The following is a 23,239-nucleotide window of genomic DNA, read 5'->3' as shown; positions in this document are numbered from 1 at the left end:
GAAGGAACGGTGCTGAATATCGCGAAGGATTATTCGCACATTCTCGCGCCCGCTACCGCTTACGGTAAGAACATCGCGCCGCGCATCGCGGCGCATTTAGATGTCGCGCAAATCAGCGATATCACCGCAGTCGATTCCGCCGATACGTTCGAGCGCCCGATCTATGCCGGTAACGCAATCGCCATCGTCCAATCGAGCGATGCGATCAAGGTGATCACCGTCCGCTCCACGGGTTTCGATCCGGTGGCGGCCGAGGGCGGTAGTGCATCGGTGGAGAAGATCGGAGCGGCGGCGGACGCGGGCATTTCTCAATTCGTGTCGCGCGAACTCACGAAGCTGGATCGTCCGGAACTGACATCGGCGTCGATCATCGTGTCGGGTGGTCGTGGTTTGGGCAATGGCGAAAACTACACGAAAGTTCTGGAACCGCTCGCGGACAAGCTCAACGCGGCGCTCGGCGCATCGCGCGCAGCGGTCGATGCGGGTTTCGTCCCGAACGACTACCAAGTTGGGCAAACCGGCAAGATCGTCGCACCGCAGTTGTACGTGGCAGTCGGCATCTCGGGCGCGATCCAGCACTTGGCCGGGATGAAAGACTCGAAGGTCATCGTCGCGATCAACAAGGACGCGGAAGCGCCGATCTTCGGCGTCGCGGATTACGGACTGGCTCAGGACCTTTTCGAAGCCGTTCCGGAGTTGACCGCACTAATCTAAACACGCTCTTCAAGGACGGACCGATGCGCAAAACTCGAATCGCGATCGTTGGTGCAGGGCTCGCTGCCACGCCTCATGCGCTCGCGCTAAAAGAATTGAACGACGAAGTGCAAGTGGTGGGCGTGGTCGGCCGTTCGCCGGAGCGGCTGAAGCACTTCGCCAGCACGCACGGCTTCCCGGTCAGCGAGTCATTCGACGCAGTGTTGAACGATCGAAGCGTCGATGCCGTGCTGGTGCTTGCGCCACCCAACACGCATCTTGAGCTCGTCGAGCGGGCCGCGGCCGCACGCAAGCACGTGCTGCTTGAAAAGCCGCTCGACATATCGATGACTCGCGCAGAACGCACGGTTCAGGTTTGCCGCGATGCCGGCGTGCGACTCGGCGTGGTGTTTCAGAATCGCTTTCGTCCCGCTGTCCAGCGGCTTGCGGCGCTGGCGACGAACGGCACACTCGGACCGATCGCCTTTGCGGGCGTCGATCTGCGCTGGTGGCGGCCACAGTCCTACTACGATGAGCCCGGCCGCGGCACGTATGCACGCGACGGCGGCGGCGTGTTGATGACGCAGGCGATTCATTCGCTCGATATTCTGCTGTGGCTGGCCGGCGACGTGTCGGAGGTGGTAGCCGCAACCGCAACGACGGCCTTGCATTCGATGGAAGCGGAAGACTTCGCAAGCGCCGCACTCACGTTCGAGAGCGGTGCTGCGGGCCAGATACTCGCGACGACGGCCGCGTTTCCCGGCTTTCCCGAGCGCATCGATTTGATCGGCGAGAACGGGACGGCCGTGCTCGAAGGCGGTCACCTGCGCGTGTTCTTTCGCGATGGCAGAGTCGATGAATTCAAGGACCCCTCGTCGTCCGGGTTCGGCGCAAAGCCGATGGACTTTTCTCACACGGCCCATCGCGATCTGCTGAAGGACTTCGTGGCCGCCATACGCGAAGATCGCGCGCCGCTGGCAACCGGTGATGATGCGCTGCGCGTGCAGCGTCTGATTGAGCGCATTACTGCCAACACGGAACGCCGCCCGTGACGCACATCGACGGAAAAGCCCAAATCGTCGCGATCCTCGGCGACCACATCGCTCAGGCAAATTCGCCGCAGCTTTTCAACGCTCTACGCGACGATGCAGAACATTTTGCAGGCGCATCCTGCCGGCACGATCGACCCCGTGTTCGCAGCGAACGGCCAGATGGACCTCGGTGCGCTCCAGGCGATCAGGGAGAGCAGCCGGTCGGGCGAGATCAAGGTGCTCGGGCTCGACGGGCAGAAGGAGGAATTCGAAGCGATTCGCGCAGACGGAACAACGGTCTGGGCGCGTTTGAATGAAACGCTGGACATAGTCCCGACGAGGGTTTCCTTCGGACCGCGCGGCTAACGGTCGTCCCCGCCGCGATGGTATCGTGCATGTCAGTGCTGCCGAACGGCGAGACCACCGAGGCGGCCAGATCGCGCAACCGCAGCGATGAAGGCATGCATCGAGGAGGCCATGATGGATGAGTCGAGCGCGATACCGGCGGCACGCATCACATGTGTATTGCTCGCGGCTCTGTGGATTCCGTGTGCAGCGCAATCACAGCAGGAGGACCGCGACGCACGCCGGGCGCGGCGGGACGCTGAACTGACCGAATTGCGAGCGAACGGGTATCAGTCGACCCTCGAAGACCGCGACTATCCGCAGAACATACAGGACGCCCAGCGCAAGATAGAACAAAAAAAAGCGTTGGCCGCTCCTGCTGGATCGGCTCCCTAGCGGCGGCGAAAGGCGCTGTCGCATTCTCGGGCGCATGCGCTTCGTCGAGACATCTCCGCAGTTACAGCCATGCCTGCAAGGCAAATCGAAGCTGCGCCATCGAGTAACACCTCCCTCGTTCACTGTACCAAGACACAACAGCTCACGCGCACTGTCCCGCAGCCAGCAACGCTGACTAACGCGTATTCGTTGGCGCGCCACGCATAGCGCGCCGCCCGGCGAGGCCGTGTTCAAAGCGATGGCATGCGATTTGCCTTATTCGTCGCGCAGCACATCCATACCCACAAGACACAAAAGACGCGACCAGCATCGCGTCGACTGCTCACCAGGAGACAGGGATGAAAACACGTGTAGGTTCCATTACGCTGGCAGCGACGTCTGCGATCGGCATCGCTGTGGCCGTCGGTCTGACGTTCAGTGCGGCGGCAGGCGCGGCCGCCGATTATCCGCCGGTGACTTATGACCGGCTCACGCAGGCACAAGGCGATCCGGGATGGCTCACCTACTACCGTACCTACGACGGTCACGCCCATTCGCCGCTCAAGCAGATCACGACGTCAAACGTCAAAAGCCTCAAGCAGGTGTGGAGCTACAAGTTTCCCGCCGAGCTTAAGCAGGGCTTCGAGGCGACGCCGCTCGTCAACGGACGGCTGATGTTCGTCACGACGCCCAAGGACAACGTCTATGCATTCGATGCCGCGACGGGCAAGCAACTCTGGAAATACGAACCGAAGCTGGGCGCCGAATCCTTCAAGACCGCGTGTTGCGACGTGATCAACCGGGGCGTCGCGCTCTACGGCAAGAACGTCTACGTCGCGATGCTCAGTGGCGAGGTTGCCGCGCTGGACGCGCAGACCGGTGCGGTCGTGTGGAAGAAGCAGATGTTCGAGCCGGGCGTTGGCTACGCGTTCTCGCTGGCTCCGCTTGCGCTCGACGGTGCGCTAGTCGTCGGCAGCGCAGGGGGCGAGTATGGCGCGCGGGGTTTCATCGCGGCGCTCAATCCCGACGATGGCAACGTCCTGTGGAAACGCTATACCGTGCCGGGCGCGGGCGAAAAGCATGGCGATACCTGGCCTGACGGCACGCAGGAACACGGCGGCGCGCCGGCGTGGTTGACGGGCACCTACGATCCCGCATCGAAGACGTTGTTCTGGGGCGTCGGCAACCCCGGACCGTGGCTTGCGGATCTGCGGCCGGGCGACAACCTCTACTCGAACTCGCTGCTGGCGATGGACCCGAAATCCGGCGACATCAAGTGGCACTATCAATACACGCGACACGACACCTGGGATTACGACGGCGTCAATACGCCGGTGCTGGCGAAGATCAACTACGAGAACAAGGACTACGATGCTGTCATTCACGCGGACCGCAACGGATACTTCCATGCGATCGATCGAAGCAATGGCAAGCTGATCTACGCGAAGCCGTTCGTCAGAGCGACTTCGGTCACGGGCTACACGGCGGAGGGCGCGCCGATCCAGGACGAAACGAAGTACCCGAAAGTGGGCACGACTATCGAGACCTGCCCGAGCTTCCTCGGCGGCAAGAATTGGTGGTCCACGTCGTACGATCCGGAAAAGCATCTTGCCATTGTTCCATCGCTGCATGCGTGCATGACGTTGTCCGGCAAATCGGTCACGTACATGAAGGGGCTTCCGTATCTGGGCGAGGGATTCGAGATCAAGCCCGAACCGGGCAGCCAGGGCTACGGCGAATTGCAGGCAATCGACGTCAACACGGGCAAGAAGGTCTGGAGCCACTGGTCGAAGTTGCCGTGGAACGGTGGCGTCGCGACGACCGCCGGCGGCCTTGCATTCAGCGGCTCGCTGGACGGTCATCTGCTGGCCTTCGATGAAGCGACCGGCAAGGTGCTCTGGCAAAGCCCGAAACTCGCGAGCGGCGTTATTGCGCAGCCTTCGGTGTTCGAGATAGAGGGTAAGCAATACGTGGCGATTCTGGCCGGTTACGGCGGCGCCAACCCGATCTGGGGCGGCCCGATGGCGAAGGCCGCCGAGAAGATTCCGGTCGGCGGAACGCTGTACGTGTTCGCGCTTAACCACAGCTGATTCGCGACATCGCGCGCTGTCTCGCCCGTGCAACGCGGGTGAGACAGCGTGACGCCTCGAGCCTCGTGTCCCAAGCCTAATTCGGAAGTCCCATCATGAAAACTTGTCTGCATCAGGCTGCAGCCGCCAGCCTGCTAGTGTTTGGCGCTGCACTCGTTCCAACGACGTCCATTGCCGGCGTGCGCGTATGTACGTTTCCCGGAAGCCCATCGGCCGCGCTGGACCGTGCCGTCGCGCGGGAGGCGTTCAAGACCGCGGGCATCGCCGCATCGATCATCGAAGATGGAATCGGGGAGGGCGACGATGACGGCGTTTCCCTCAAGGAACTCCACAAGACGCTCGGGCGCAGTTGCGATGCGATTGCCGGCTTCCCGCAGTCGTCGGTCGCCGATGGCTCGGGCGACGCGGTGGTCTTGTCCCGGGATTATCTGCGCTCGGGCTACGTTAGCGTGACGACCGTCGATCCGGTCGCACAGCGAGGGCGCGCAAACGTGGTTGCCGCCACGTACGCGAGCCCTGCGCAGCTCATCGCGGTCCAGGAACAGGACGTCAAGCTGGACCTGGAAAATACGCCCGAGCGAACGGTGGAGGCGGTCGCGACGGGGCATGCAACACGCGCGATCGTGTGGTATCCGGCGGTGGTCGCCTATACGCTCGACCATCCGAAACAGCGCTTCAACGTGTCAGCGACGACGTCTCCGTATGCGGAGTGGCGGCTCGTCTTCGCATTCGGTGCGAAGAACGCCGCACTTCAGCCGCGCATCGATGCGGCGCTCGCGAAGATGGCCGCCGACGGCCGGCTCGCTGCGCTGACCGATGCGTGGGCGTTGCCCGACAGCGCGCGTACAGCGCAAGCGTCATCGACGAAATACGCGTATCTCGACGGCCCGGTGCGTTCGACTGGCATCCGCCGATCGGGCGTTCTGGCGAGCGCCACGTCTTCGGAAACGGGAGGTTTCGTGAAGGTGGCTGCTGCGGGCGGCGATGTTCCTTCCTTCGACAAGGGCCAGGTCGCGCATGGCAAGAAGCTGTACTCAAGCGCGTGCGCGAAGTGTCATGGGGCCGATCTGGGCGGCGTCAATGCGCCTGCGCTGCGGGGCCCATCGTTCGCGCCGGCGAAGGACGCCCATCTCACGATCGGCGGCATCTATGGCTACATGGCGACGAACATGCCCGCGGACCGGCCGGGCAAGATGAAGGACGAGGAATACGCGGACATCATGGCGTTTTTGTTGTTCTCGAACGGCTATAGCGCGGGCGGTTCCAAGCTCACGGCCGACGCCGCGCGCGCTTCCGCGACACCGCTTAACGCCGGCAACTCGCAATAGACGCCGTGGGCGTTGGACAACCCCGCTAGCCGATGTTTGGCAGCGGGGTTTTTCAATTCCTGAATCGTATCGGTGATGCCGCCGCGCATGCCTGAGGTGGCATGTGCAAGCGGCCGTTGGACGCGCTATCGAACGGCGATATACATCGTTATTTCAAAGCCGAAGCGCAAGTCGGTGAAGGCGGGTGTGGTCCACTGCATGGTTGTCTCCCTGGAATAAAAATTTGCTTCGAAGTCCGTGCAAGAGGCACGGCCGGTCTCTCAATGCAAACTCTGTGCCGAGCGCTGAAGATCATTGCATTGCTCGTGCTTTGCATCGAAGCGCCGAAGCGACATGCCGACGCGCTGTTTCATCGTGGAGCAACGCTGTTCCCGGATGCAACGCCACAGCGCGACACACTTCAAACCGTGCATACGCCCTTCGGAAGTACGTTGGCGTTACCCCACGACCAGCCTGCGTCACTGTACAACCCACAATAAGAGCTTACAATTCGTTTGCCCGAAAGTCGTGGCCGCAGGTCATCAACGCCAGTTTGCGCACTTTTCGCTACGCAGCGTGTTATGACTTGTGATCTTTTGCGTCGTCCCAAGCAGTTTTGCTACTTCCTTCTGAAGGAGAAGAGATGAAATCAATCAACACCTTTCTCGCCGCTGTGGTAGCCGTCAGCGCTATCGTCGCTACCGTTCCCGTTGTTGGTGCGCAAGAGGCTGGCGCAACGAAATCGTCGGTTAGAGCAGCGGATCGGCAACTGGCGAAGAAAGTTCAGACGACGTTGTACAAGCAAAAGGGCCTGGAATCTGCCGACGTTCACGCCGTCGCTCGTGGCGGCAAGGTAACGTTGGTGGGAATGGCTCCCGATCAGACGCAGATAGATCTTGCAGCGAAAGTTGCTGAGGGGGTTCCGGGCGTGTCGTCGGTCAAGAACAATTTGACCGTCGAGGAAGCGGGACATTGATGTTCGAGCCCACTGCATTTTTGTGACTGCATCCCACGCGGTGCGATGGAGTGGGCGATTTAATTAATCAATGATTTTCATCTGCTTAGCGAGACTTTAGCTCGATTGCACGCTGGCGAGCGGTTCCGGCTCTGCGGCTCCCTTCCATTCGCCGTCCACCATGACACCCAGCCATGAATGACATCGCCGATCTCGTGAGCCGCACGGCCGTCGAACTTCGCCGTTTGATCGGAGCGCGAGAGATCTCACCGGTGGAGTTGCTCGACGCCTGCATCGCGCGCATCGAAGCGATCAACCCGGCCGTGAACGCCGTGACGGCAACCTGCTTCGAAGCGGCGCGCGAAGCTGCGAAGGCCGCGGAGCGCGCGGTATTGAATGGCGAGCCGCTCGGACTGCTGCACGGCCTGCCGCTCGGCGTGAAGGATCTCGAAGATACGGCTGGTCTTCTCACCACCTACGGTTCGCCGATGTCGCGCGGCCACGTGCCTTCGCGTGACGTCGTGCTGGTTGAACGCCTGCGCGCCGCCGGTGCGATCCTGGTGGCGAAGACAAACGTGCCCGAACTCGGCGCGGGTGCGAACACGCGCAACGTGGTGTGGGGAGCGACCGGCAATCCCTTTAGTCCGGAACTGAACGCGGGCGGCTCGTCGGGCGGATCGGCGGCGGCGCTTGCCTGCGACATGCTGCCGGTTTGCACCGGATCGGACACGGGCGGGTCGCTGCGCATTCCCGCGTCGAAATGCGGCGTAGTTGGCTTCCGGCCATCAGCGGGACTCGTGCCCAATTCGCGGCGGCTGCTCGGCTGGACGCCGCTCTCGGTCGTCGGTCCGATGGGACGCACGGTCGCCGAAACCGCGCTGCAACTCGCCGCGACCGCCGGCCTCTCGACCAGCGATCCGCTGAGTTACGCGGTCGATTCTCTATCGTTCGCGACGCTCGAACCACTTGATCTCTCGTCGCTGAGCGTGGGCTACACCGAAGATTTCGGCAGTTGCGACGTCGACGACGCGATCCGCTCCACGTTCCGTTCGCGCATCGCCGCCATCGCGCCGATGGTTCGCAAGTGCGAGGAAGTGGCCTTCGATCTGGGCGATGTCCATCGCGCGTTCGACGTGATTCGCGCGGAGAGTTTCGTCGCGGGCCTGCGCGAAGCCTATGCGCGCGATCCGGGTGCGCTCGGGCCGAACACGCGCGCCAATTACGAGATGGGCGCGACGATGTCGCTTGCGGACAGCGCGTGGGCGCAAGCCGAGCAGACACGCATCTTCCAGCGTTTCCAAAGCGCGTTCGAGCGTTACGACGTGATCCTTTCGCCAACGACGCCGGTTACCCCGTTCCCGTGGCAGGAACTGTACGCGGCGCAGATCAACGGTCGCGCGCAGGAGAACTACTACCGCTGGCTCGCGCTCACGTACGTGGTCACGCTCACGACGCATCCGGCGCTCTCGCTGCCCTGCGGCGTCGATCATGCGGGCATGCCGTTCGGCTTGCAGATTGTCGGGCCATTTCGTGGCGACCGAAAGACGCTCGCGGTGTCGCATGCGTTCGAACAGGCGTTCGATGCCGTGCCTGCGCTGCGTCGCCCGCGTCCAGATTTTTCAAAGCTCACGCAGCCGACGCCATCGCTCAAGTCGATCGTTACTGCGCCGCCTGTTCTTGATTCGACGGGTGAAAACCAGGGCGGCGCGTCGGCGGTGTGAATCGCGTTGATCGACATGAGCGGGTATGTGGATAACGCTGCCGAATCGCGTTGGTGGTGGTCTCGCTCCAGTAAAAGAACCACGTGCGGGCCGGGCAGGTTGAGGGGATAAACTCACTCAGGGAAACCACTTAGGCGAAAGCGTTGGTAAGCCCGATCAAAACTCGTTAATCTGGGTAACCGTTTTCCCAAACACATATTGGGAAAATCCTCTTATTCCCAGATACGCGCCTCGCGACCTCGCGAGCCGCGCGGAGACACTCATGCCAAGAGTTGCGAGCCGACGCCGCTTAACCGCCCAAGCGCTACTTTTCATTGCTGCGATCGTCGAGATAGTCGCGAAACGCCACGCACGTCTGCTCGCACCGCGACATCAAAGCGCCTTCTTCGCGGGCTTGGCAGCCAGCGCGGTCGATTCGCGCACGACGAGGCACGGCTCGATGGTCACATGCTCGATCGCTTCCTTGCCCGCGAGCGCATCGATCAGTTTCTGCATGGCGATCTCGCCCATCATTTCGCTCTGCGTGTCCACGCTCGTCAAAGTCGGTGCCGATATCTCGCCGTACGGCACGTTGTCGATCCCGGTCACCGACACGTCGCGAGGCACGTTGATGCCGAGCGCGGTGGCCGCCTTGATGAAGCCGAATGCAATGAGATCGTTGTAGCAAATGACCGCCTGAGGACGGCGCGGCCCGAGCATCACGCGCGAACACGCTTGCTCGCCCGCGCGGGTAGTCGGCGCGTGAACATCGTGCACGTCGAGTTCGAGGCCGGCCTGAGCAAGACAATCGCGTACGCCCGCGATCCGCTCGTCGTTGATGCGCGCCTGCCCGAAGCCGAGATAGGCGAAATCGCGATGGCCTAGATCAAGCAGATGCCGGGTCAGCATGAAGGTGGCGAGCCGGTTGTCGATGCCGACGCTCGCTATGGGCAGCGTCTCGCTGCGCCTGAGCAGCACGACGGGCTTGTCGAGATCGAGCAGCCAGTCCGACGCTTCTTCGGGCAGCCTCGAACTGAGGATCAAACCGTCGACCCGGCGCGCGAGCGCCTCGACGAGCGGTCGCTCGCGCGCCTGGTTTTCATCGACGTCGACGAGCAGCAGCGTGTAGTCGTGCTTGAGCGCCACGCGGTTCGCGCCCTTGACGACGTTGGTGAAGTGCGGATTGCTGATGTCGAGAATGGTGAGGCCGATGGTGCGCGTCTGCTTCGTGACCATCGAGCGCGCGAGCGGATTCGACTGGTAGCCGAGCTGCTCGATGGCCGCCTTGAGCTTCGCTTCGACCGGCTCGGTAAAGCGCTTGGTGCCGTTGATGTATTTCGACACGGTTGCAACGGAGACGCCCGACAGTGCCGCAACATCGCGAATGGTCGCCGAAGTTCTTTTCATAGGGGAAACGTTCAATACGATGGGATGCGCGGCGCGCCGCGTGAATTGTTCGAGTGTACGACGTAACTTGGCATCGCCGTAAGTAAAAGTAGCCGGTCGGTCGGGAATTGGATCGATAAGGACCCGTTAATTAGGATGACGATTCAACGAATTTTATTTGACTCAAAGGAGAGGGCATGATGATGAAGCGAACGTTGTTGAGCGCGGCAGTTGCGATGATCGTCACGGCTGGTTGCGGTGGCGGACATGACGACGCAGGCACGCCGACGGCTGCGAATGCGCACGCATGGATGAACACCTCGTTGCCGCCTCAGCAGCGCACGGCGTTGCTTCTTGCGGCCATGTCACCGCAGCAAAAGATCGCGCAGCTCACCGGGTCGCCGGGCGTGGTGCCGGAGATTCCGTCCTGCTACGGCAGCCGGCACATCACGGGTATTCCCGACCTGCAGATTCCGACGTTGCGCGTGACCAACGGGCCCGTCGGCGTCGGGCAAAACGATTGCGTGTCGCCTGATCTGCCGGGGCTGCCACTCGCTTCGCTGTCGAGCCCTGCTTCGGCGAAGGCAACGGCGCTGCCGTCGGGCATGGCCGTGGCGGCATCGTTCGATACGGCCGTCGCGAGCCAGTTCGGCGATGTGATCGGGCGCGAGTCGCGCAATCTCGCGCTGCATGTGCTCGAAGGTCCCGGCATGAATCTGGCGCGCAATCCCACGCTCGGCCGCAACTTCGAGTACTTCGGCGAAGACCCGATCCTGAGCGGCATGATGGGCGTGGCCGAGATCAAGGCGATTCAGTCGCACGGCGTGATCGCGATGGCGAAGCATCTCGTCGCGAACGAGCAGGAAACGAATCGCATGACGATCAACGAGAACATCGACGACAAGACCTTGCATGAACTGTATATGGTGCCGTTCGAGATGGCCGTGAAGGACGGCGGCGTGGCCTCGGTCATGTGCTCGTACAACTCGGTGAACGGTGCGTCGATGTGCGAGAACAAGCACATCCTCACCGACGTGCTGCGCGGTCAATGGGGCTTCACGGGCTATGTGCAGTCGGACTTCTTCGCGGCGCACAGCACGGCCAATACGATGCTCGCCGGCCTTGACAACGAAATGCCCGGCATCGACGTGCCGCCGCTCACGACCTGGTGGACGCCTCCGAAGATCAACGCTGCGCTGACAGCGGGGCAAATCAAACAGTCGGACATCGATACCGCGCTCGGCCGCCGTTATACGCAGATGTTCAAGCTGGGCATCTTCGACCGGCCGGTGACGCAGACGGCCATCGACGCAACTGGCGACGGCGCCATCGCGCGCGCGATCGGCGAGCAATCGGCGGTCTTGCTGAAGAATTCGAACAACGTGTTGCCTTTTGACGCCAAGACCGTGCATTCCGTGGCGCTGATCGGACAGTCGGCGTATGCGAACAAAGCGGTCGCTGGCTGCTGCGGCGGCAGCTCCGACGTGATCCCGCTTTATACGGTCACGCCGCTCGAAGGCGTGCAGAATACGCTGAAACAACTCGGATCGAGTGCGACCGCGAACCTCACCATCATCGCCGACGATAACAGCAATCTCGCCGACGCCGTCGCCGCCGCAAAGAAGGCCGACGTCGTGATCGTGCTGGCCGGAACGATTGCCGAGGAGGGCGCGGATCGACCGAGCATCGAGTTGTCGAACCATCAGGATCAGGTCATCACCGCCATCGCCGCCGCGAATCCGCGCACGGCGGTCGTGATGAAGGACAACGCGTCCGCGCTGATGCCGTGGATCGATCAGGTTCCCGCCGTGCTGGAAACGTGGTTCCCGGGTCAGGAGGACGGCAATATCGTGGCGGGTCTCGTGTTCGGCATCGCGAATCCGTCGGGCAAGTTGCCCGTGACATTCCCGAAGAACGCGGGCGACTGGCCGGCGAACACGCCTGCGCAATATCCTGGCGTCAACCTCAACGGCGTTCCGACGGTCACGTACTCAGAGGGATTGCAGGTCGGTTATCGCTGGTACGACGCGCAGAACGTCAAGCCGTTGTTCGCGTTCGGTCACGGGTTGTCGTACACGAGTTTCAAGCTGTCGGCATTGCAGGTGACGCCGCAAGCCTCCGATGGCACGAAGCCGATCACCGTGCAGGTCGATGTCGAGAACAGCGGCAAGGTAGCCGGCGCCGAAGTTCCGCAAGTTTATCTGTCGTTGCCTGCCGGCCTCGGACAGCCGCCCAAGCGCCTGGTCGGATTCCAGAAGGTGCTGCTCGCGGCGGGGGAGAAAAAGACGGTGCAGATCGTCATCGATCCGAACGCGGCGAGCCATCCGCTCGGCACGTGGGATACGACCGCGCAACAATGGAAAACGGCTGGCGGGCAGTATCAGGTAATGGTCGGCAACGCTTCGGACAATCTCACGTTGAGTTCGACGTTGTCGGTGGGCAAATAGGCGAGGGTAGTCATCGGGCGCTGCAGCAGCGTTGCTGTGGCGCCCGGTGCCGACGAGGTGATTGTTCAGCCTGAGGGAACTGGGAATAAAATCGCGCTGTCGCCGGTACTTCAGTCAGACGAAGGGGAACCGAAGTGCAAACAATCCTGCGTAACCTGCAGCTTGCGTCGGGCGTGGTCCTGCTGACCTATCTTTCCCTTCATCTGATCAATCACGCGCTAGGCATCTGGTCGCTGGATCTTGCCGAGCACGGGCTGACGCTTGCCATTCGACTGTGGTACGGCACGCCCGGCACGATCCTGCTGTATGGCGCCGCAGGCGTGCATTTCACGATGGCGTTGCGCACGATCTACGAACGCCGCCACTGGACACTTCCGGCGACCGAATGGATCCGCCTTTGGGCAGGTCTCAGTCTCCCTCTGCTTCTTATCCGCCATGCGGTCGGTACGCGGCTCGCCGCATCGCTCTACAACTTTGAACCGGACTATGAAAAGATCGTCGTGTCGCTGATCAACAGCGGCACGCAAGGCTTGCAGCTTGCGTTGCTGGCACCCGGCTGGGTGCACGGTTGCCTCGGATTGTGGCTCCGGTTTCGCCACTATGATTTCGTGCGCCGCGCCAAGCCCGTGCTGGTCGCCGTACTCATTGTTCTACCGCTACTTTCCGCGATCGGTTTTGTGCGGATGTCGAGCGCCGTCGTTGCAAAGAATACGCTTCATCTGACATCCGATCCGACGTTCGTGGAGCACCGTGCCGATTTGAATGCGTGGCGCGACAACCTCGTGACGGTCTATCTGTCGGCGGTCATCGGCGCTTTCCTGGCGGGACGTCTGCGCAACCGCTTGCACCGGCGCGCAGCGCACAAGGATTCGCTCGATAGCTGATGCGCCGGGTCACTCCTTCACGCGTGAGTACGCAATGACCTCGCCCTCGACCCGCACTCTCACCCGCTCACCGATCCTCGGACTCAGATGTCCCGCGACCCGCGCCGACACGACGCTGGCGCTGTTCACGAGGCGCAGGCCGACCGTGGCATCGTGTCCATAGAACGTGAGGTTGTCGACGGTCGCTTCATGTCCCTGATCGATGTCGGTGCCGCTGCAAAAGCGGATCTGCTCCGGCCGGATCATGACATCGACGAGGCCGGCGTGCGCGGCTCGGCCGAGCGTCAGCCGCCCCATCTCGCATTGCACCCGATCACCATGCACCACGCCCGGCAGTAGCACGGCATCGCCGATGAACGTCGCGAGTTCAGGCGTGGCAGGGCGGCGGTAGAGCGCTTCGGGCGTGTCTGTCTGCACGAGACTGCCATTCGATAGCACGGCCACGGCGTGACCGAGCGAAAGCGCCTCCGACTGGTCATGCGTGACGAGGACCGCCGTGGCGCCCGCCGCCGCCAGCGCGCTCGTCACGGCTTCGCGTGTCTCGATGCGCAACGCCGTATCGAGCGACGAAAAAGGCTCATCGAGCATCACGAGCGAAGGAGCAGGCGCAAGCGCCCGGGCGAGCGCCACGCGTTGCTGCTGGCCGCCGGAGAGCGCCTGCGGCGGACGGTCACCGTAGGAGGCAGGCAAGCCGACGAGTTCCAGCAGTTCATCCACACGATGCCGCGCGCGACGCTGGGCACGCGGAAGGCCGAACACGATGTTCTGCGCCACCGACAAGTGCGGAAACACCGCTCCCTCCTGCGGCACGTAGCCGATTCGCCGTGCCTCCGACCGCACGTGCACGCCATCGCCCGCGACGAGCCGTCCATCGATCTCGACCGTACCGCCATCGGCGCGTTCGAAGCCGCACAGCACGCGCAGAAGCGTCGTCTTGCCGCTGCCCGATGGTCCGAGCAGAGCGAGTAGCGTTCCGGCCGCAACAGACAGATCGATGCCGTGCAACACCGCATGTCCATCGAAGGATTTCGTGAGGCCGCTGATGCGAAGATCGCTCACGTCGATGCGCTCCGCCCGAGCACGGCCGATTTGCCGAGCAACGCGAACAGCGTCACCGATGCCCCGAGCGAGATACCGACGAGCAACGCCGCATATGGCGCGGCGGCGGCGAAGGCAAGGGTGGAGGTATCGCTCCACACTTGCGTTGCGAGCGTGCGCGTGCCGATCGGTGAGAGCAGCAGGGTCGAATTGAGTTCGGTGACGACCGCGATAAAGACCATCGTCGCAGCGGCGCCGAAGCCGGGGCCAGCGAGCGGGAGGACGATGCGTCGCGCGGTCTCGCTCCAGCCGATGCCGAGCGAGCGCGCGGTTTCCTCTAGGCGCGGCTGCGCCTGTGTGAGCGCAGCGCGCACGCTCACGAGCGCGAGCGGCATGAAGAGAATCGCATACGCCACGACCAGCAGTGCGGCGCTCTGATACAGCGGCCGCAGCGCATGCACGGCAAGCGAAACGATCGCGAGCGCGACGACCAGACTCGGCAAGCCTTGCGCGAGGAACACGATGCGTTCGAAGATCGTCGCCGGCCGGCTCGGGAAACGCACGAGCAGGAAGGCGAGCGGCACACACAGCAGCGTCGTAAAGACGGCGGCCGAGAGGCCGTATCCGAGCGATGCGGCGGTCGAACTCAGCAGCAGTTGCGGCGAAACCTCGGCAGGCGTGACAGCCGCAGCGCCGCTTTGCGTGAGCCAGTAGCCGATCATGCCGAGCGGCACGCCGAGCGTGACCACACTCAACGCCACGAAGCCCGCGACGACGGGCCAGCGCCACGCGCCGAGGTCGTAGCGCAGCGCGGCACGGCGCGCGCCGCGGTCGAGCCGTTCATAGCGCGTCGCGCCACGCACGCGCATTTCGAGCGCAAGGCACACGAGACACATCGCGATCAGGATGCACGCGAGCACGGAGGCGCCGCCGCCATCGAAGCTCGTGCGATATTCCGCGTAGATTTGTGTGGTGAAGGTGCGAAAGCGCAGCAGCGTGAAGGCGCCGAACTCGGACAGCACACCGAGCGCGACGAGCAGCATGCCGCCCAGAAGCGACGGCCGCAGTTGCGGCAGCACGACCCGCGTGAACACGGCGACGCGTCCGCAGCCTAGCGCGCGTGCGCTTTCTTCGAGCGCCGGGTCCATGCCGCGCAACGCGGCGGCGACCGGCAGGTAGACGAGCGGAAAGTAGGCCGTCGTGATGACGAGCAGTGCGCCTGCGAAGTCCTGCAAATCGAGCGAGAGCGATACCCACGCGTAGCTCGTGATGAACGCGGGCATCGCGAGCGGCGCGACGGTCAGCGCCGCCCACAGATCGCGACCGGGCAGGCGAGTGCGCTCGACGGCCCACGCGGTCGCGGTGCCGATCACGGCCGAGGCGAGCGTCGCGCCGACGGTGATCATCAGCGTATTGACGAGCAGCTCGCCGACGAGCGGCCTGAAGATCAGATCGAACATATCGTTCCAGCCGAAGCTCGCGGCCCGGTAGAGCGTGAACGCGAGCGGCATCAGCACCAGCAACGCACAGAGACCCGCCGCCGCGAACAGGCTGCGCGGCGCGCGCTTCCTGCCGCGTGCTGAAAACACAGCCGATGCGGCGTCGCTCATTTACAGCAGACCTGCCTGGCGCATCAGCTTCGCGGCCTTGCTGTCGTCGCCGAGTTGCTCGATGGTGAGCGCGGGCGGGCTCAGCTGATCGAAGGGCTTGAGCAGCGGATCGGGCGCGACACCCGCACGCAGCGGATACTCGAAGCCGACATGGCTCTTCGCCATCAGATCCTGCGCGCGTTCGCTCACGAGATAAGCGAGAAAGCGCTGGCCGGCCTCCTGGTTCTGGCTCGACTTCATCACGGCCGCGCCCGACACGTTCACCAGCGCGCCCACATCGCCGTGGCCAAAGTGATAGATCGCGCTGCGCGTCGCGCTGTCGCCTAGCTGCACATGCAAGCGCGCCCAGTAGTAGTTGTTCACGACGCCCGTCGCGACGCCGCCGCGATTGACGGCGGCGACCACGCCCTCGTCGTCGTCGAAGATCTGCGCGTTGGTCTTCAGGCCCTTGAGCCATTGCAGCGCGCCGGCTTCGCCCTTCATCGCGATCACCGCGCTGACCACCGGCAGGAAGTCGCCGTCGCTCGGCGCGATGCCGATCTTGCCCTTCCACTCGGGCTTGGCGAGATCCATCAGCGAGACGGGCAGTTGGGCGGCGTCGATCTTCTTCGTGTTGTACACGAGCACGTTCTCGCGCGCGACGACGCCGACCCAGTTGCCCTGCGGCGCGTTGTAGCGCGCGGGAATCGCGGCGAGCGTCGCGGCGTCGGTCTTCGCGAGCAGGCCCTTCTCGTCGAGCAGCATCAGTTCGGGCGAGTTCTCGGTGAAGTAGACATCGGCGGGTGTGGCCGTGCCTTCGGCGACGAGTTGCGCCGCGAGCGCCGGACCTTCGCCGTTGCGCACCTTCACGCTGATGCCGCTTTGCTTCTCGAAGTCCTTCGCAAGCATGTCGACGACCTGTTCATGCTGCGCGTTGTAGAGCGTGAGCGATGCCGCGCTCGAATCGAACGGCAGCGCGGCGGCGGCCGCGAGCAGGGCGATGCTGCACAGCTTCGCGCCGAGTTGGGACTTGGTTTTCATGGTGGTCTCTGTTAAGGCAGCCTGGTGTCGCAGCCGGTCAGGTCCGGAACAGTCCCGCGCCGATGAACGAACCCTGCCGCGCGCCCGGCGGACACGCGAAGATGCCGCTGCCGACGTGCGTCGTGAACTGGTTCATCAGATCGAACTTCGCGAGCTTTTCGTTGATCGGAATGAAGGCGCTGCGCGGGTCGCTCTGATGCGCGATGAAGATGAGCCCCGCGTCGTACTCCGTCTCCTGCCGCCACGGCGGCCAGCGCTCGACGTAGAAGTTGGTGCCGTCGTTGTACGAATACGAGCGGCGCAACATCTGCGCGCCCTTGTTCGACGCCTGATTCGAGAGCCGCACATGTGAGTTCTCGGGAATCAGCGGATTGCCGTCGTGATCGAGCGAATCGAGATCGACGGGATCGAATTCCTTTTTCTTGCCAAGCGGCGCGCCGCTGTATTTCTCACGGCCGAACACCTGTTCCTGGAAGCCGCGCTCCATGTTGTCCCAGTGTTCTAGCGTGATACGGATGCGGCGTACCACCGTGTACGTGCCACCCTGCATCCACGGCGCATCGGCGGCGGCAGCCCAGACGAACTCCCGCATCTTCGCGGCGTCGGCGGTGGGCGGGTTGTTCGTGCCATCCTTGAAGCCCATCAGGTTGCGTGGCGTCTCGCCGCGCGCGCCGCTCAAGAAACCCGCCTGACCCCAGCGCATCTGCGCGGCGCCGTAGCCCATGCGCGCCAGTTGCCGCGCCGCGTGAAACGCGACTTGCGGATCGTTCGCGCAGGCCTGGATCATCAGGTCGCCGCCGGCTTTCTGCGCGATCAACTGGTCGCCGTTGAAACGCGGCAGATCGACGAGCGCGGACGGACGCCGGTCAGCGATGCCGTAGCGGTCGTGGCCATCGCGGGTGAAGAGGCCGGGGCCGAAGCCGAACGTGATCGTGAGGCCCGCCGCGCCGAGGCCGAGCACGTCGCCAGAATCGGGCGCGGAGAGCTTGTCGTCCGCGGGGAGCGGCTTCGCGGTCTCGCCGCGCGTCATGCGCGCGGCGGCATCGGTCCATTCGCGCAGGAGCGCGATCACGTCGTCGCGCTTCCCGGTGACGAGATCGAGCACCGCGACGTACGTGTGAGCCTGCTGCGGCGTGACGATGCCCGCCTGATGGTCGCCGAAGAACGGCTCGACCGCGTGTTGCGGATCGGCCGCCGTGCGCGCGAGCGCCGGTCGAGCCACCGCGCTCGCGCCCATCGCCGCGCCTGCAGCGACGCCCGCCTTGAGAAATCGCCGCCGTGGCGGATACTGGTCGTGTGTCATGACTGTCTTGCTTCGTTAGCGCTACTTCGCCAGCACCAGCGTGTTCACGTCGTCTTCCACGTAGTAGAAGCCGTCGCCTTCGGGCGTCATCGCGAGGCCGAACAGATCGCCGTTGCCCGGCGGCGTCTGCGCCTTGTCGGTATCGATCCAGCGCGCGTAGATCTGCTTGCCCGACTCCGGATCGATCTCGACGATCTGGCCGTTGAGCGCGTTCGTCACGAGCAGGTGGCCATTGGGCGCGAGGATCATCGCGAGCGGGCGATGCAGCAGGCCGTCGGCGGTCAGTTGACGGCCGACGCCCGCGCTCGTGTCGCGCGTCATCGGTTCGTCGATTACGTTCACGCGATTGCCGATCGCATCCGAGACGAAGAGCCGCTGGTTGTCCGCCGACAGCGCGAGACCCGTCGGGCCGACGAGGAACACGCCTTTGTCGGCCTGCGCGCCGAAGTTGCTGCCGACCACCGTCTCCTGCTTCACGACCGGCACCTGGCCTTGCGGAATATCAAGCTCGAGACGCAGCACGGTGGCCTGTTTGAAGACAGGCGGATTGCCGTCCGCGCTGCCCACGCCGAACCCCGCCATGCTGATGAAGAGCGTCGCGTGATCGCCGTTATCGACGACCGCCATGTTGCCCCACGGATCGTTGATGTTCGGGCTGACGATCGTTTTCGCGACCTTGCCTTGCGAGTCGAGCACGATGAGGCAACCCGCGCCCTTGGTGCCCGTCGTGCCGTCGTTGCTCGGCGTGCTGCCGATGATGACCCAGCCGGACTTGAGCATCGTCATCGCGGTCGATAGGCCGATGCCGCCCGGGCACTCCTTGAGGTCACGCGGCACGGTCGCGAACACCGTCAGTTGCTTCGTGTCCGGGTGATAGTTGACGATGGTGCTGCCGGTGCCCTGGAGGTTCGCTGCGTTGTTGAAGTTGCCGATCAATACGTCGTTCTTCTTGATCGTGCCTGCCGAGACGGGCGCGACGAACAGCGCATACGGATTCTGGTCGCCGTTCTCGGGGACGGTATTGATGAGCGTCGCGTGACGTTTGATCGTTTCGAGAAAGCCTTGCGGTTCGGCATGCGCGATGCCCGCAATCGATACGGCAAGGGCAGCCAATGATCCGGCGATGAGTCTGGCTCTGGCTTTGATCTGTTTCATGAAAGTGTCTCGGTGCGTGCGCACAAAGCGTCGCGGCTCAGAAAGTGATGTTGGTGCGCACGCCGATGACGAACGTGTTGCGCAGCGGTTGCGTCGGATCGTTCGGGTTTTGCCCGGCGCCGGCGTTGAATGTGTACTGGGCGTCGCCCTGGATGATCCACCACGGCGTGACCTGATACTGATAGGTCGCTTCGAGCGCGGTTTCGCTCGTGCGCACGCCGTACGGTCCGCCCGTGAGCGCGCGGTTGTCGAGATCGAGATCGTGCGCGTGATTGCCGACCTTGATGTAAGCGAGCGCGAGGCCGACGCTGTCGTTGTCGCGTCCGGCGAAGGGCGCTTTCATCACGACGCCCAGGTTGGCGCTGATGCTGACCAGATTGCGATCGCCCGGCGCGCCCATCACGCGCGCGAACACGCCGACGCTGCGCGCTTCGTCGGGATCGGGCCGCCAGACCATCTGGTCGGCGACCGCATAGAAGCTGTAGTCGCCGTGATGCGACTGCGGGATGCCGCTGCTGGCCGGACTCGCGAGCGACAGGCCCGTGTTGTCGAAGCGCTGGTCGTCGAAGCGGCCGCTGTTGTACCAGACGCCGATCTTGTAAGTGCCCGGCAGTCCCTTCGACGGCGCGCCGACCATCTCGCCCTCGGCGGGCTGGTTGATCGCATACTGCAACTCGCCGATCCACAACGCGCCGTTGTGCAGGTTGAAGTTGGTGCCGTGGATATTGTCCGGATTGTTGCCGAGCGGGTCGCCGTCATAGACGCCGGCAAGCGCGGTGAGAGACGGCGTGATCTGTCCTCGCACGCGCGCGCCGAGCGCGGAAAGCGGGTAAGCGGGACCGCCCGACGGCATGTCGTACGACGGCAGTCCAGGCCAGCCGAACATCGTGTTGACGAAGGTCGCGGCGTACTGGCTGACCATGAACTCCTGGTCGATACTCTGCTGCCCGACCTTCACGTCGACGCGCTTGTCGAGGAACGACTGCTGATACCACAACTCCCACAGGCGCGTGGTGGCTTCGGCTTCGATGCCGCTCGCCGTGTTCAGCGTGCCGAGATTGTGCTCGCTCAGATTGCGGCCGTGGATCTGCAGCATGCTCACGTTGAACGTGCCGCCCGGCAGGCTGAAGGCCTTTTGCGTATCGACACCGAGTGTGATCGTGGTGAGGCCGTCGTAGGCGCCGCCGGTTTTCAGACCGCCGCGCAGGTTGGCGAGGTATTCGGACGTTTCCGTCGCCTGCAGCGTCACGCCATACTGGCCAAGCCAGGGACGCAGCCCGCCCATGTCGCCGAGCAGCGTCGAGCGCGTCCAGACGCCGGTCCACTGGCCGGCCGGTTGCGCTTGAATGTTGAGGTCAGCTTCGGGTGCGTCGGACGGAGTCGCGTCGGGGTTGGCGGCGGCGAACGCCGTCGATGATGCCAGCGCGAGACACGCAAGGCCGGTGTTGATCCGCGCACGCCGGCGCGATGCGCGTGCGGACGCGTCACACCCGACCGGCCTTCTCTGCAATCCGCGCAAGGCGAAGAGAACGGGCTTCATTGGAGTCCTTTTGTTTTTGCACCGATGATCGACCGGGCGAAGCCTCTTGTGAGCGAGCGCCTTGCCTGCCTTCCCTTCAGTGTGAAGTGAGTCAGAAGAGCATTCCGGGGCAGATCGTAGTCGCCGATAAATCACGCGTCAATCTAAATGCGAACGATTCGCATTAGATTTACTTGGCGGTGTCGGAGTGATTACAGAATGCTGACCCTGCGTGGAGAAACCACGGGCGATACCGACTAAACCGGTAAGGAAGGCGAAAGAGTAGGGCGCGAATGATCAGACCGTACGGGCTTGTAGGAGGCTGTAGCGATGGCGACAAGAGACGCGAAGAAGTTGAATTGTCGTTCGAAGATGTTTGGAGAAGCTGACGCTCATGCCGTCGCTAGTGATGCGTTCGGGCGCCCGGCGAGATCGTCAGCGGGCGCGGCGAGTCGGGCTCGGGACGGCTCGGGCGGAGATATTGCGATTGAGGAAGCGGCGCCGTGTCAAGTCGCTGCCGAGACATCTGCGTGACAGATACCGCCTAGGCTGCGTGCGAATTGAAGTCGCGGCTCTCCGCATCCGCTTGCGTATCGACGGCCAGTGCGGCCGCGAGCGCCGCCGCCTTCTTGGTCTTCCCCGCGCGCGACGGCGGCTGGCAGGCCCCGCACACCACGTTGCGCTGCAAATCATGTTTGTGCGCGATGAACTTCCCGGTGCAGCGGCAGCAGCGCGTCATCTGCAACATGCCGGCGTCGAAAAAGCGCACCAGCGTCCAGGCTCGCGTCAAGTCGAGTACCGCTTCGACACCGCTATGGTCGCAATGTTCGAGATACAACTGATACCCCTTGGTCAACGCATCGAGATGGGAGCAGCCGGCTTCGTGCTTCAGGAACAGGTACGTGTTGTAGAACAACGATGCGTGGATGTTCGCAAGCCACGTCATGTACCAGTCTGCGGAGAAGGGCAGCATCCCCTTCGGCGGCGATGCACCCTTCACCTCGCGATAGATGCGGATCATGCGATCGCGCGACAGTGTCAGTTCGCTCTCCAGGACCTGCATCCGCGCGCCGAGTTTGATCAGGGCGATCGCGCGAAATACTTCTTGGGCGTCTTCGGTCAGGCTCTTTTTCAGCAACGTGGTCATGGCTAGTCGTCTCAGGCGAACTGTGCGGCGGGCTGGCCAGCCAGCAGGATTGCTGCGTGCGTCGGCGCGATGTCCGCGTGCTTCGCGGGTTGCGTCAATGCGGACAGCATCGTGAAATCGTTGAAGCGGAAGAAGCACAGCAACTGGTCAGACGACGCGAGCTTCACGATCTGCGGAAGCGTCAGGCCGGCGAGCAGTCCCGCGAGTTCGGATGAAAGCCCAAGGCGGAACATGCCGATGGCTTTGTCTTCGCGCAGCAAGCGTTGCGCAAGCATGATGTACGACAGGTTGACTTCACGGATGGATTCCAGCGTATCGAGATGATTCATATGTCTCAGCTTTAAAAAGCCCCGAACGCGACCGTAATTATTGCCGGTATCTTTTGCCGTTTAAATCAAGCTGTCGCGTTATTTGTTGTCTTCTGAAAACCACCGTTAAAACAGTGGGTTACAGCTAATATTGAGATAGTAGAGAGGATTTATAAGCGCATCAATACGTATGAACTATTTATTTGACCGGTGGGATAAGAACAACGGTAAATAATTCGTGCGGTAATCAAACCGAACGAACATTCTTTTAGGTCCGAAGGCGGATGTTTAAAGCGTCGAGCGGGCGCGTGCCTTTGCGCGGCGGCCACCGGGATGACTTAACTGTCGGACAGCTCGACCCGACGGTTATAAACGGGGAAGGGATTTTATTGCGGACTAGGCCGGCGGCAGTTTGCTCCGACTAGTCAGCCTGCCGCCGTGCAACCTCACGCCTGCGCCACCGCTGCAAACGCGCGGAAGTTCGCAGGTGTCGCGAAGGCGCGATACTGCTTCTGCATTTCGTCGGTCAGAACCTCAATCATCGTCGTCCCTTCGATCCACAGTTCGATCACGTCGAAAAAGTTCTGTCCACGCGTGCATCGCACTGCGCGCCAGCCTTCGCGATCTCCGATCGCATGAACCTCGTCGGGCGTGAGTTTGCTCGCCACGGCGATATGAAACGCGCTGTACTGCGCGTTCGCGCTCGCGCCAGGAACGAACGAACTCCCGTCGCTGCCCGGGCAAATCACGCGATCGCTCGGATAGGTCTCGATGATCGTCCCGCGATCGTCTCCCGCGATCGCCATCCACGAGTCGGGGAACGACGGGAACGGCGCATGAAACCCGCCCCACAATTCAGCGATGACGCGTGCGACGTTTTGCGGAACCCGGGCCGGGATTGAAGCGTGAAAGAGCATGAGCGACCT

Annotated in this window: 21 protein-coding genes; 10 read left to right on the top strand and 11 right to left on the bottom strand. The window is 63.0% G+C overall.

The features are described from left to right. The 6 genes from AWB65_RS25680 to AWB65_RS25655 form a co-directional block, all read left to right on the top strand. A partial coding sequence (locus AWB65_RS25680) for an electron transfer flavoprotein subunit alpha/FixB family protein (protein ID WP_087669835.1) occupies nt 1–714 on the top strand: 714 nt, incomplete at its 5' end. Between the two features lie 23 nt (nt 715–737). Then, nucleotides 738–1,745: a Gfo/Idh/MocA family protein gene (locus AWB65_RS25675; protein WP_087669834.1), complete on the top strand. Its 1,008-nt coding sequence runs from the start codon at nt 738–740 to the stop codon at nt 1,743–1,745. Between the two features lie 93 nt (nt 1,746–1,838). Continuing rightward, nucleotides 1,839–2,090 (top strand): type 1 periplasmic-binding domain-containing protein, encoded by a 252-nt coding sequence (locus tag AWB65_RS25670; RefSeq protein ID WP_087669833.1) that lies wholly within the window; start codon nt 1,839–1,841, stop codon nt 2,088–2,090. Nucleotides 2,091–2,177: 87 nt separating this feature from the next. Then, nucleotides 2,178–2,465, top strand: a complete 288-nt coding sequence (locus AWB65_RS25665; protein ID WP_087669832.1) for a DUF4148 domain-containing protein — start codon at nt 2,178–2,180, stop codon at nt 2,463–2,465. Nucleotides 2,466–2,803: 338 nt separating this feature from the next. Next, nucleotides 2,804–4,534: a methanol/ethanol family PQQ-dependent dehydrogenase gene (locus tag AWB65_RS25660; protein ID WP_087669831.1), complete on the top strand. Its 1,731-nt coding sequence runs from the start codon at nt 2,804–2,806 to the stop codon at nt 4,532–4,534. A 95-nt stretch (nt 4,535–4,629) separates the two neighbouring features. Continuing rightward, nucleotides 4,630–5,862 carry a c-type cytochrome gene (locus AWB65_RS25655; protein ID WP_087669830.1) on the top strand — a complete coding sequence of 411 codons (1,233 nt, stop codon included), beginning with the start codon at nt 4,630–4,632 and terminating at the stop codon, nt 5,860–5,862. Between the two features lie 125 nt (nt 5,863–5,987). On the opposite strand, the gene pqqA is transcribed toward AWB65_RS25655, so the two are convergent. Then, nucleotides 5,988–6,062 carry a pyrroloquinoline quinone precursor peptide PqqA gene (gene pqqA / locus AWB65_RS25650; protein ID WP_087655517.1) on the bottom strand — a complete coding sequence of 25 codons (75 nt, stop codon included), beginning with the start codon at nt 6,060–6,062 and terminating at the stop codon, nt 5,988–5,990. Nucleotides 6,063–6,484: 422 nt separating this feature from the next. Between pqqA and AWB65_RS25645 the strand changes: the two genes are divergently transcribed. Both AWB65_RS25645 and AWB65_RS25640 read left to right on the top strand, forming a co-directional pair. Then, nucleotides 6,485–6,817 carry a BON domain-containing protein gene (locus AWB65_RS25645; protein ID WP_087669829.1) on the top strand — a complete coding sequence of 111 codons (333 nt, stop codon included), beginning with the start codon at nt 6,485–6,487 and terminating at the stop codon, nt 6,815–6,817. A gap of 173 nt (nt 6,818–6,990) precedes the next feature. Next, nucleotides 6,991–8,517: an amidase gene (locus tag AWB65_RS25640; protein WP_087669828.1), complete on the top strand. Its 1,527-nt coding sequence runs from the start codon at nt 6,991–6,993 to the stop codon at nt 8,515–8,517. Nucleotides 8,518–8,889: 372 nt separating this feature from the next. On the opposite strand, the gene AWB65_RS25635 is transcribed toward AWB65_RS25640, so the two are convergent. Continuing rightward, on the bottom strand, nt 8,890–9,903 hold the full coding sequence (locus AWB65_RS25635; RefSeq protein WP_087669827.1) for a LacI family DNA-binding transcriptional regulator: 1,014 nt from the start codon (nt 9,901–9,903) through the stop codon (nt 8,890–8,892). A gap of 176 nt (nt 9,904–10,079) precedes the next feature. Here AWB65_RS25635 and AWB65_RS25630 point away from each other — a divergent pair, with 176 nt between their 5' ends. Further along, nucleotides 10,080–12,329, top strand: a complete 2,250-nt coding sequence (locus AWB65_RS25630) for a beta-glucosidase family protein (protein ID WP_200821798.1) — start codon at nt 10,080–10,082, stop codon at nt 12,327–12,329. Between the two features lie 134 nt (nt 12,330–12,463). Continuing rightward, nucleotides 12,464–13,213: a hypothetical protein gene (locus AWB65_RS25625; RefSeq protein WP_087669826.1), complete on the top strand. Its 750-nt coding sequence runs from the start codon at nt 12,464–12,466 to the stop codon at nt 13,211–13,213. Between the two features lie 9 nt (nt 13,214–13,222). On the opposite strand, the gene AWB65_RS25620 is transcribed toward AWB65_RS25625, so the two are convergent. The 9 genes from AWB65_RS25620 to AWB65_RS25580 form a co-directional block, all read right to left on the bottom strand. Continuing rightward, complete coding sequence (locus AWB65_RS25620; RefSeq protein WP_087669825.1) at nt 13,223–14,272, bottom strand: ABC transporter ATP-binding protein; 1,050 nt, start codon at nt 14,270–14,272, stop codon at nt 13,223–13,225. Continuing rightward, nucleotides 14,269–15,861 carry an ABC transporter permease gene (locus AWB65_RS25615; RefSeq protein WP_087669824.1) on the bottom strand — a complete coding sequence of 531 codons (1,593 nt, stop codon included), beginning with the start codon at nt 15,859–15,861 and terminating at the stop codon, nt 14,269–14,271. Before AWB65_RS25615 ends, AWB65_RS25620 begins: the two co-directional genes overlap by 4 nt. Next, nucleotides 15,862–16,881: an iron ABC transporter substrate-binding protein gene (locus AWB65_RS25610; protein ID WP_087669823.1), complete on the bottom strand. Its 1,020-nt coding sequence runs from the start codon at nt 16,879–16,881 to the stop codon at nt 15,862–15,864. A 37-nt stretch (nt 16,882–16,918) separates the two neighbouring features. After that, the gene (efeB, locus tag AWB65_RS25605) at nt 16,919–18,184 is read right to left on the bottom strand and encodes an iron uptake transporter deferrochelatase/peroxidase subunit (RefSeq protein WP_087669822.1); all 1,266 of its coding nucleotides are present in this window, start codon (nt 18,182–18,184) and stop codon (nt 16,919–16,921) included. A 21-nt stretch (nt 18,185–18,205) separates the two neighbouring features. Further along, nucleotides 18,206–19,339, bottom strand: a complete 1,134-nt coding sequence (locus AWB65_RS25600; protein ID WP_087669821.1) for an NHL repeat-containing protein — start codon at nt 19,337–19,339, stop codon at nt 18,206–18,208. 37 nt (nt 19,340–19,376) lie between these two features. After that, on the bottom strand, nt 19,377–20,879 hold the full coding sequence (locus AWB65_RS25595) for a carbohydrate porin (RefSeq protein ID WP_087669820.1): 1,503 nt from the start codon (nt 20,877–20,879) through the stop codon (nt 19,377–19,379). 523 nt (nt 20,880–21,402) lie between these two features. Next, nucleotides 21,403–21,996, bottom strand: coding sequence for a flagellar transcriptional regulator FlhC (gene flhC / locus AWB65_RS25590; protein ID WP_235007764.1), 594 nt, complete (start codon nt 21,994–21,996; stop codon nt 21,403–21,405). A 20-nt stretch (nt 21,997–22,016) separates the two neighbouring features. Next, nucleotides 22,017–22,334 carry a flagellar transcriptional regulator FlhD gene (gene flhD / locus AWB65_RS25585; RefSeq protein WP_087669819.1) on the bottom strand — a complete coding sequence of 106 codons (318 nt, stop codon included), beginning with the start codon at nt 22,332–22,334 and terminating at the stop codon, nt 22,017–22,019. 425 nt (nt 22,335–22,759) lie between these two features. Continuing rightward, a complete protein-coding gene (locus AWB65_RS25580; protein ID WP_087669818.1) occupies nt 22,760–23,230 on the bottom strand; it encodes a hypothetical protein in 471 nt (156 codons plus the stop codon). Nucleotides 23,231–23,239: the final 9 nt, after the last annotated feature.

Origin of the sequence: Caballeronia humi (genome assembly GCF_001544475.1) — a bacterium.
GTDB classification, from domain to species: Bacteria; Pseudomonadota; Gammaproteobacteria; order Burkholderiales; family Burkholderiaceae; genus Caballeronia; species Caballeronia humi.
This window is presented reverse-complemented; position numbering and strand designations above follow the sequence as displayed.

Bases quoted from the DNA above. Each gene is read 5' to 3' on its own strand.
- AWB65_RS25675 (WP_087669834.1), top strand. From the start codon at position 738: ATGCGCAAAACTCGAATCGCGATCGTTGGTGCAGGGCTCGCTGCCACG.
- AWB65_RS25670 (WP_087669833.1), top strand. From the start codon at position 1,839: ATGCAGAACATTTTGCAGGCGCATCCTGCCGGCACGATCGACCCCGTG.
- AWB65_RS25665 (WP_087669832.1), top strand. From the start codon at position 2,178: ATGAAGGCATGCATCGAGGAGGCCATGATGGATGAGTCGAGCGCGATA.
- AWB65_RS25660 (WP_087669831.1), top strand. From the start codon at position 2,804: ATGAAAACACGTGTAGGTTCCATTACGCTGGCAGCGACGTCTGCGATC.
- AWB65_RS25655 (WP_087669830.1), top strand. From the start codon at position 4,630: ATGAAAACTTGTCTGCATCAGGCTGCAGCCGCCAGCCTGCTAGTGTTT.
- AWB65_RS25645 (WP_087669829.1), top strand. From the start codon at position 6,485: ATGAAATCAATCAACACCTTTCTCGCCGCTGTGGTAGCCGTCAGCGCT.
- AWB65_RS25640 (WP_087669828.1), top strand. From the start codon at position 6,991: ATGAATGACATCGCCGATCTCGTGAGCCGCACGGCCGTCGAACTTCGC.
- AWB65_RS25635 (WP_087669827.1), bottom strand. From the start codon at position 9,903: ATGAAAAGAACTTCGGCGACCATTCGCGATGTTGCGGCACTGTCGGGC.
- AWB65_RS25630 (WP_200821798.1), top strand. From the start codon at position 10,080: ATGATGATGAAGCGAACGTTGTTGAGCGCGGCAGTTGCGATGATCGTC.
- AWB65_RS25615 (WP_087669824.1), bottom strand. From the start codon at position 15,861: ATGAGCGACGCCGCATCGGCTGTGTTTTCAGCACGCGGCAGGAAGCGC.
- AWB65_RS25610 (WP_087669823.1), bottom strand. From the start codon at position 16,881: ATGAAAACCAAGTCCCAACTCGGCGCGAAGCTGTGCAGCATCGCCCTG.
- efeB (WP_087669822.1), bottom strand. From the start codon at position 18,184: ATGACACACGACCAGTATCCGCCACGGCGGCGATTTCTCAAGGCGGGC.
- AWB65_RS25600 (WP_087669821.1), bottom strand. From the start codon at position 19,339: ATGAAACAGATCAAAGCCAGAGCCAGACTCATCGCCGGATCATTGGCT.
- AWB65_RS25595 (WP_087669820.1), bottom strand. From the start codon at position 20,879: ATGAAGCCCGTTCTCTTCGCCTTGCGCGGATTGCAGAGAAGGCCGGTC.
- flhD (WP_087669819.1), bottom strand. From the start codon at position 22,334: ATGAATCATCTCGATACGCTGGAATCCATCCGTGAAGTCAACCTGTCG.
- AWB65_RS25580 (WP_087669818.1), bottom strand. From the start codon at position 23,230: ATGCTCTTTCACGCTTCAATCCCGGCCCGGGTTCCGCAAAACGTCGCA.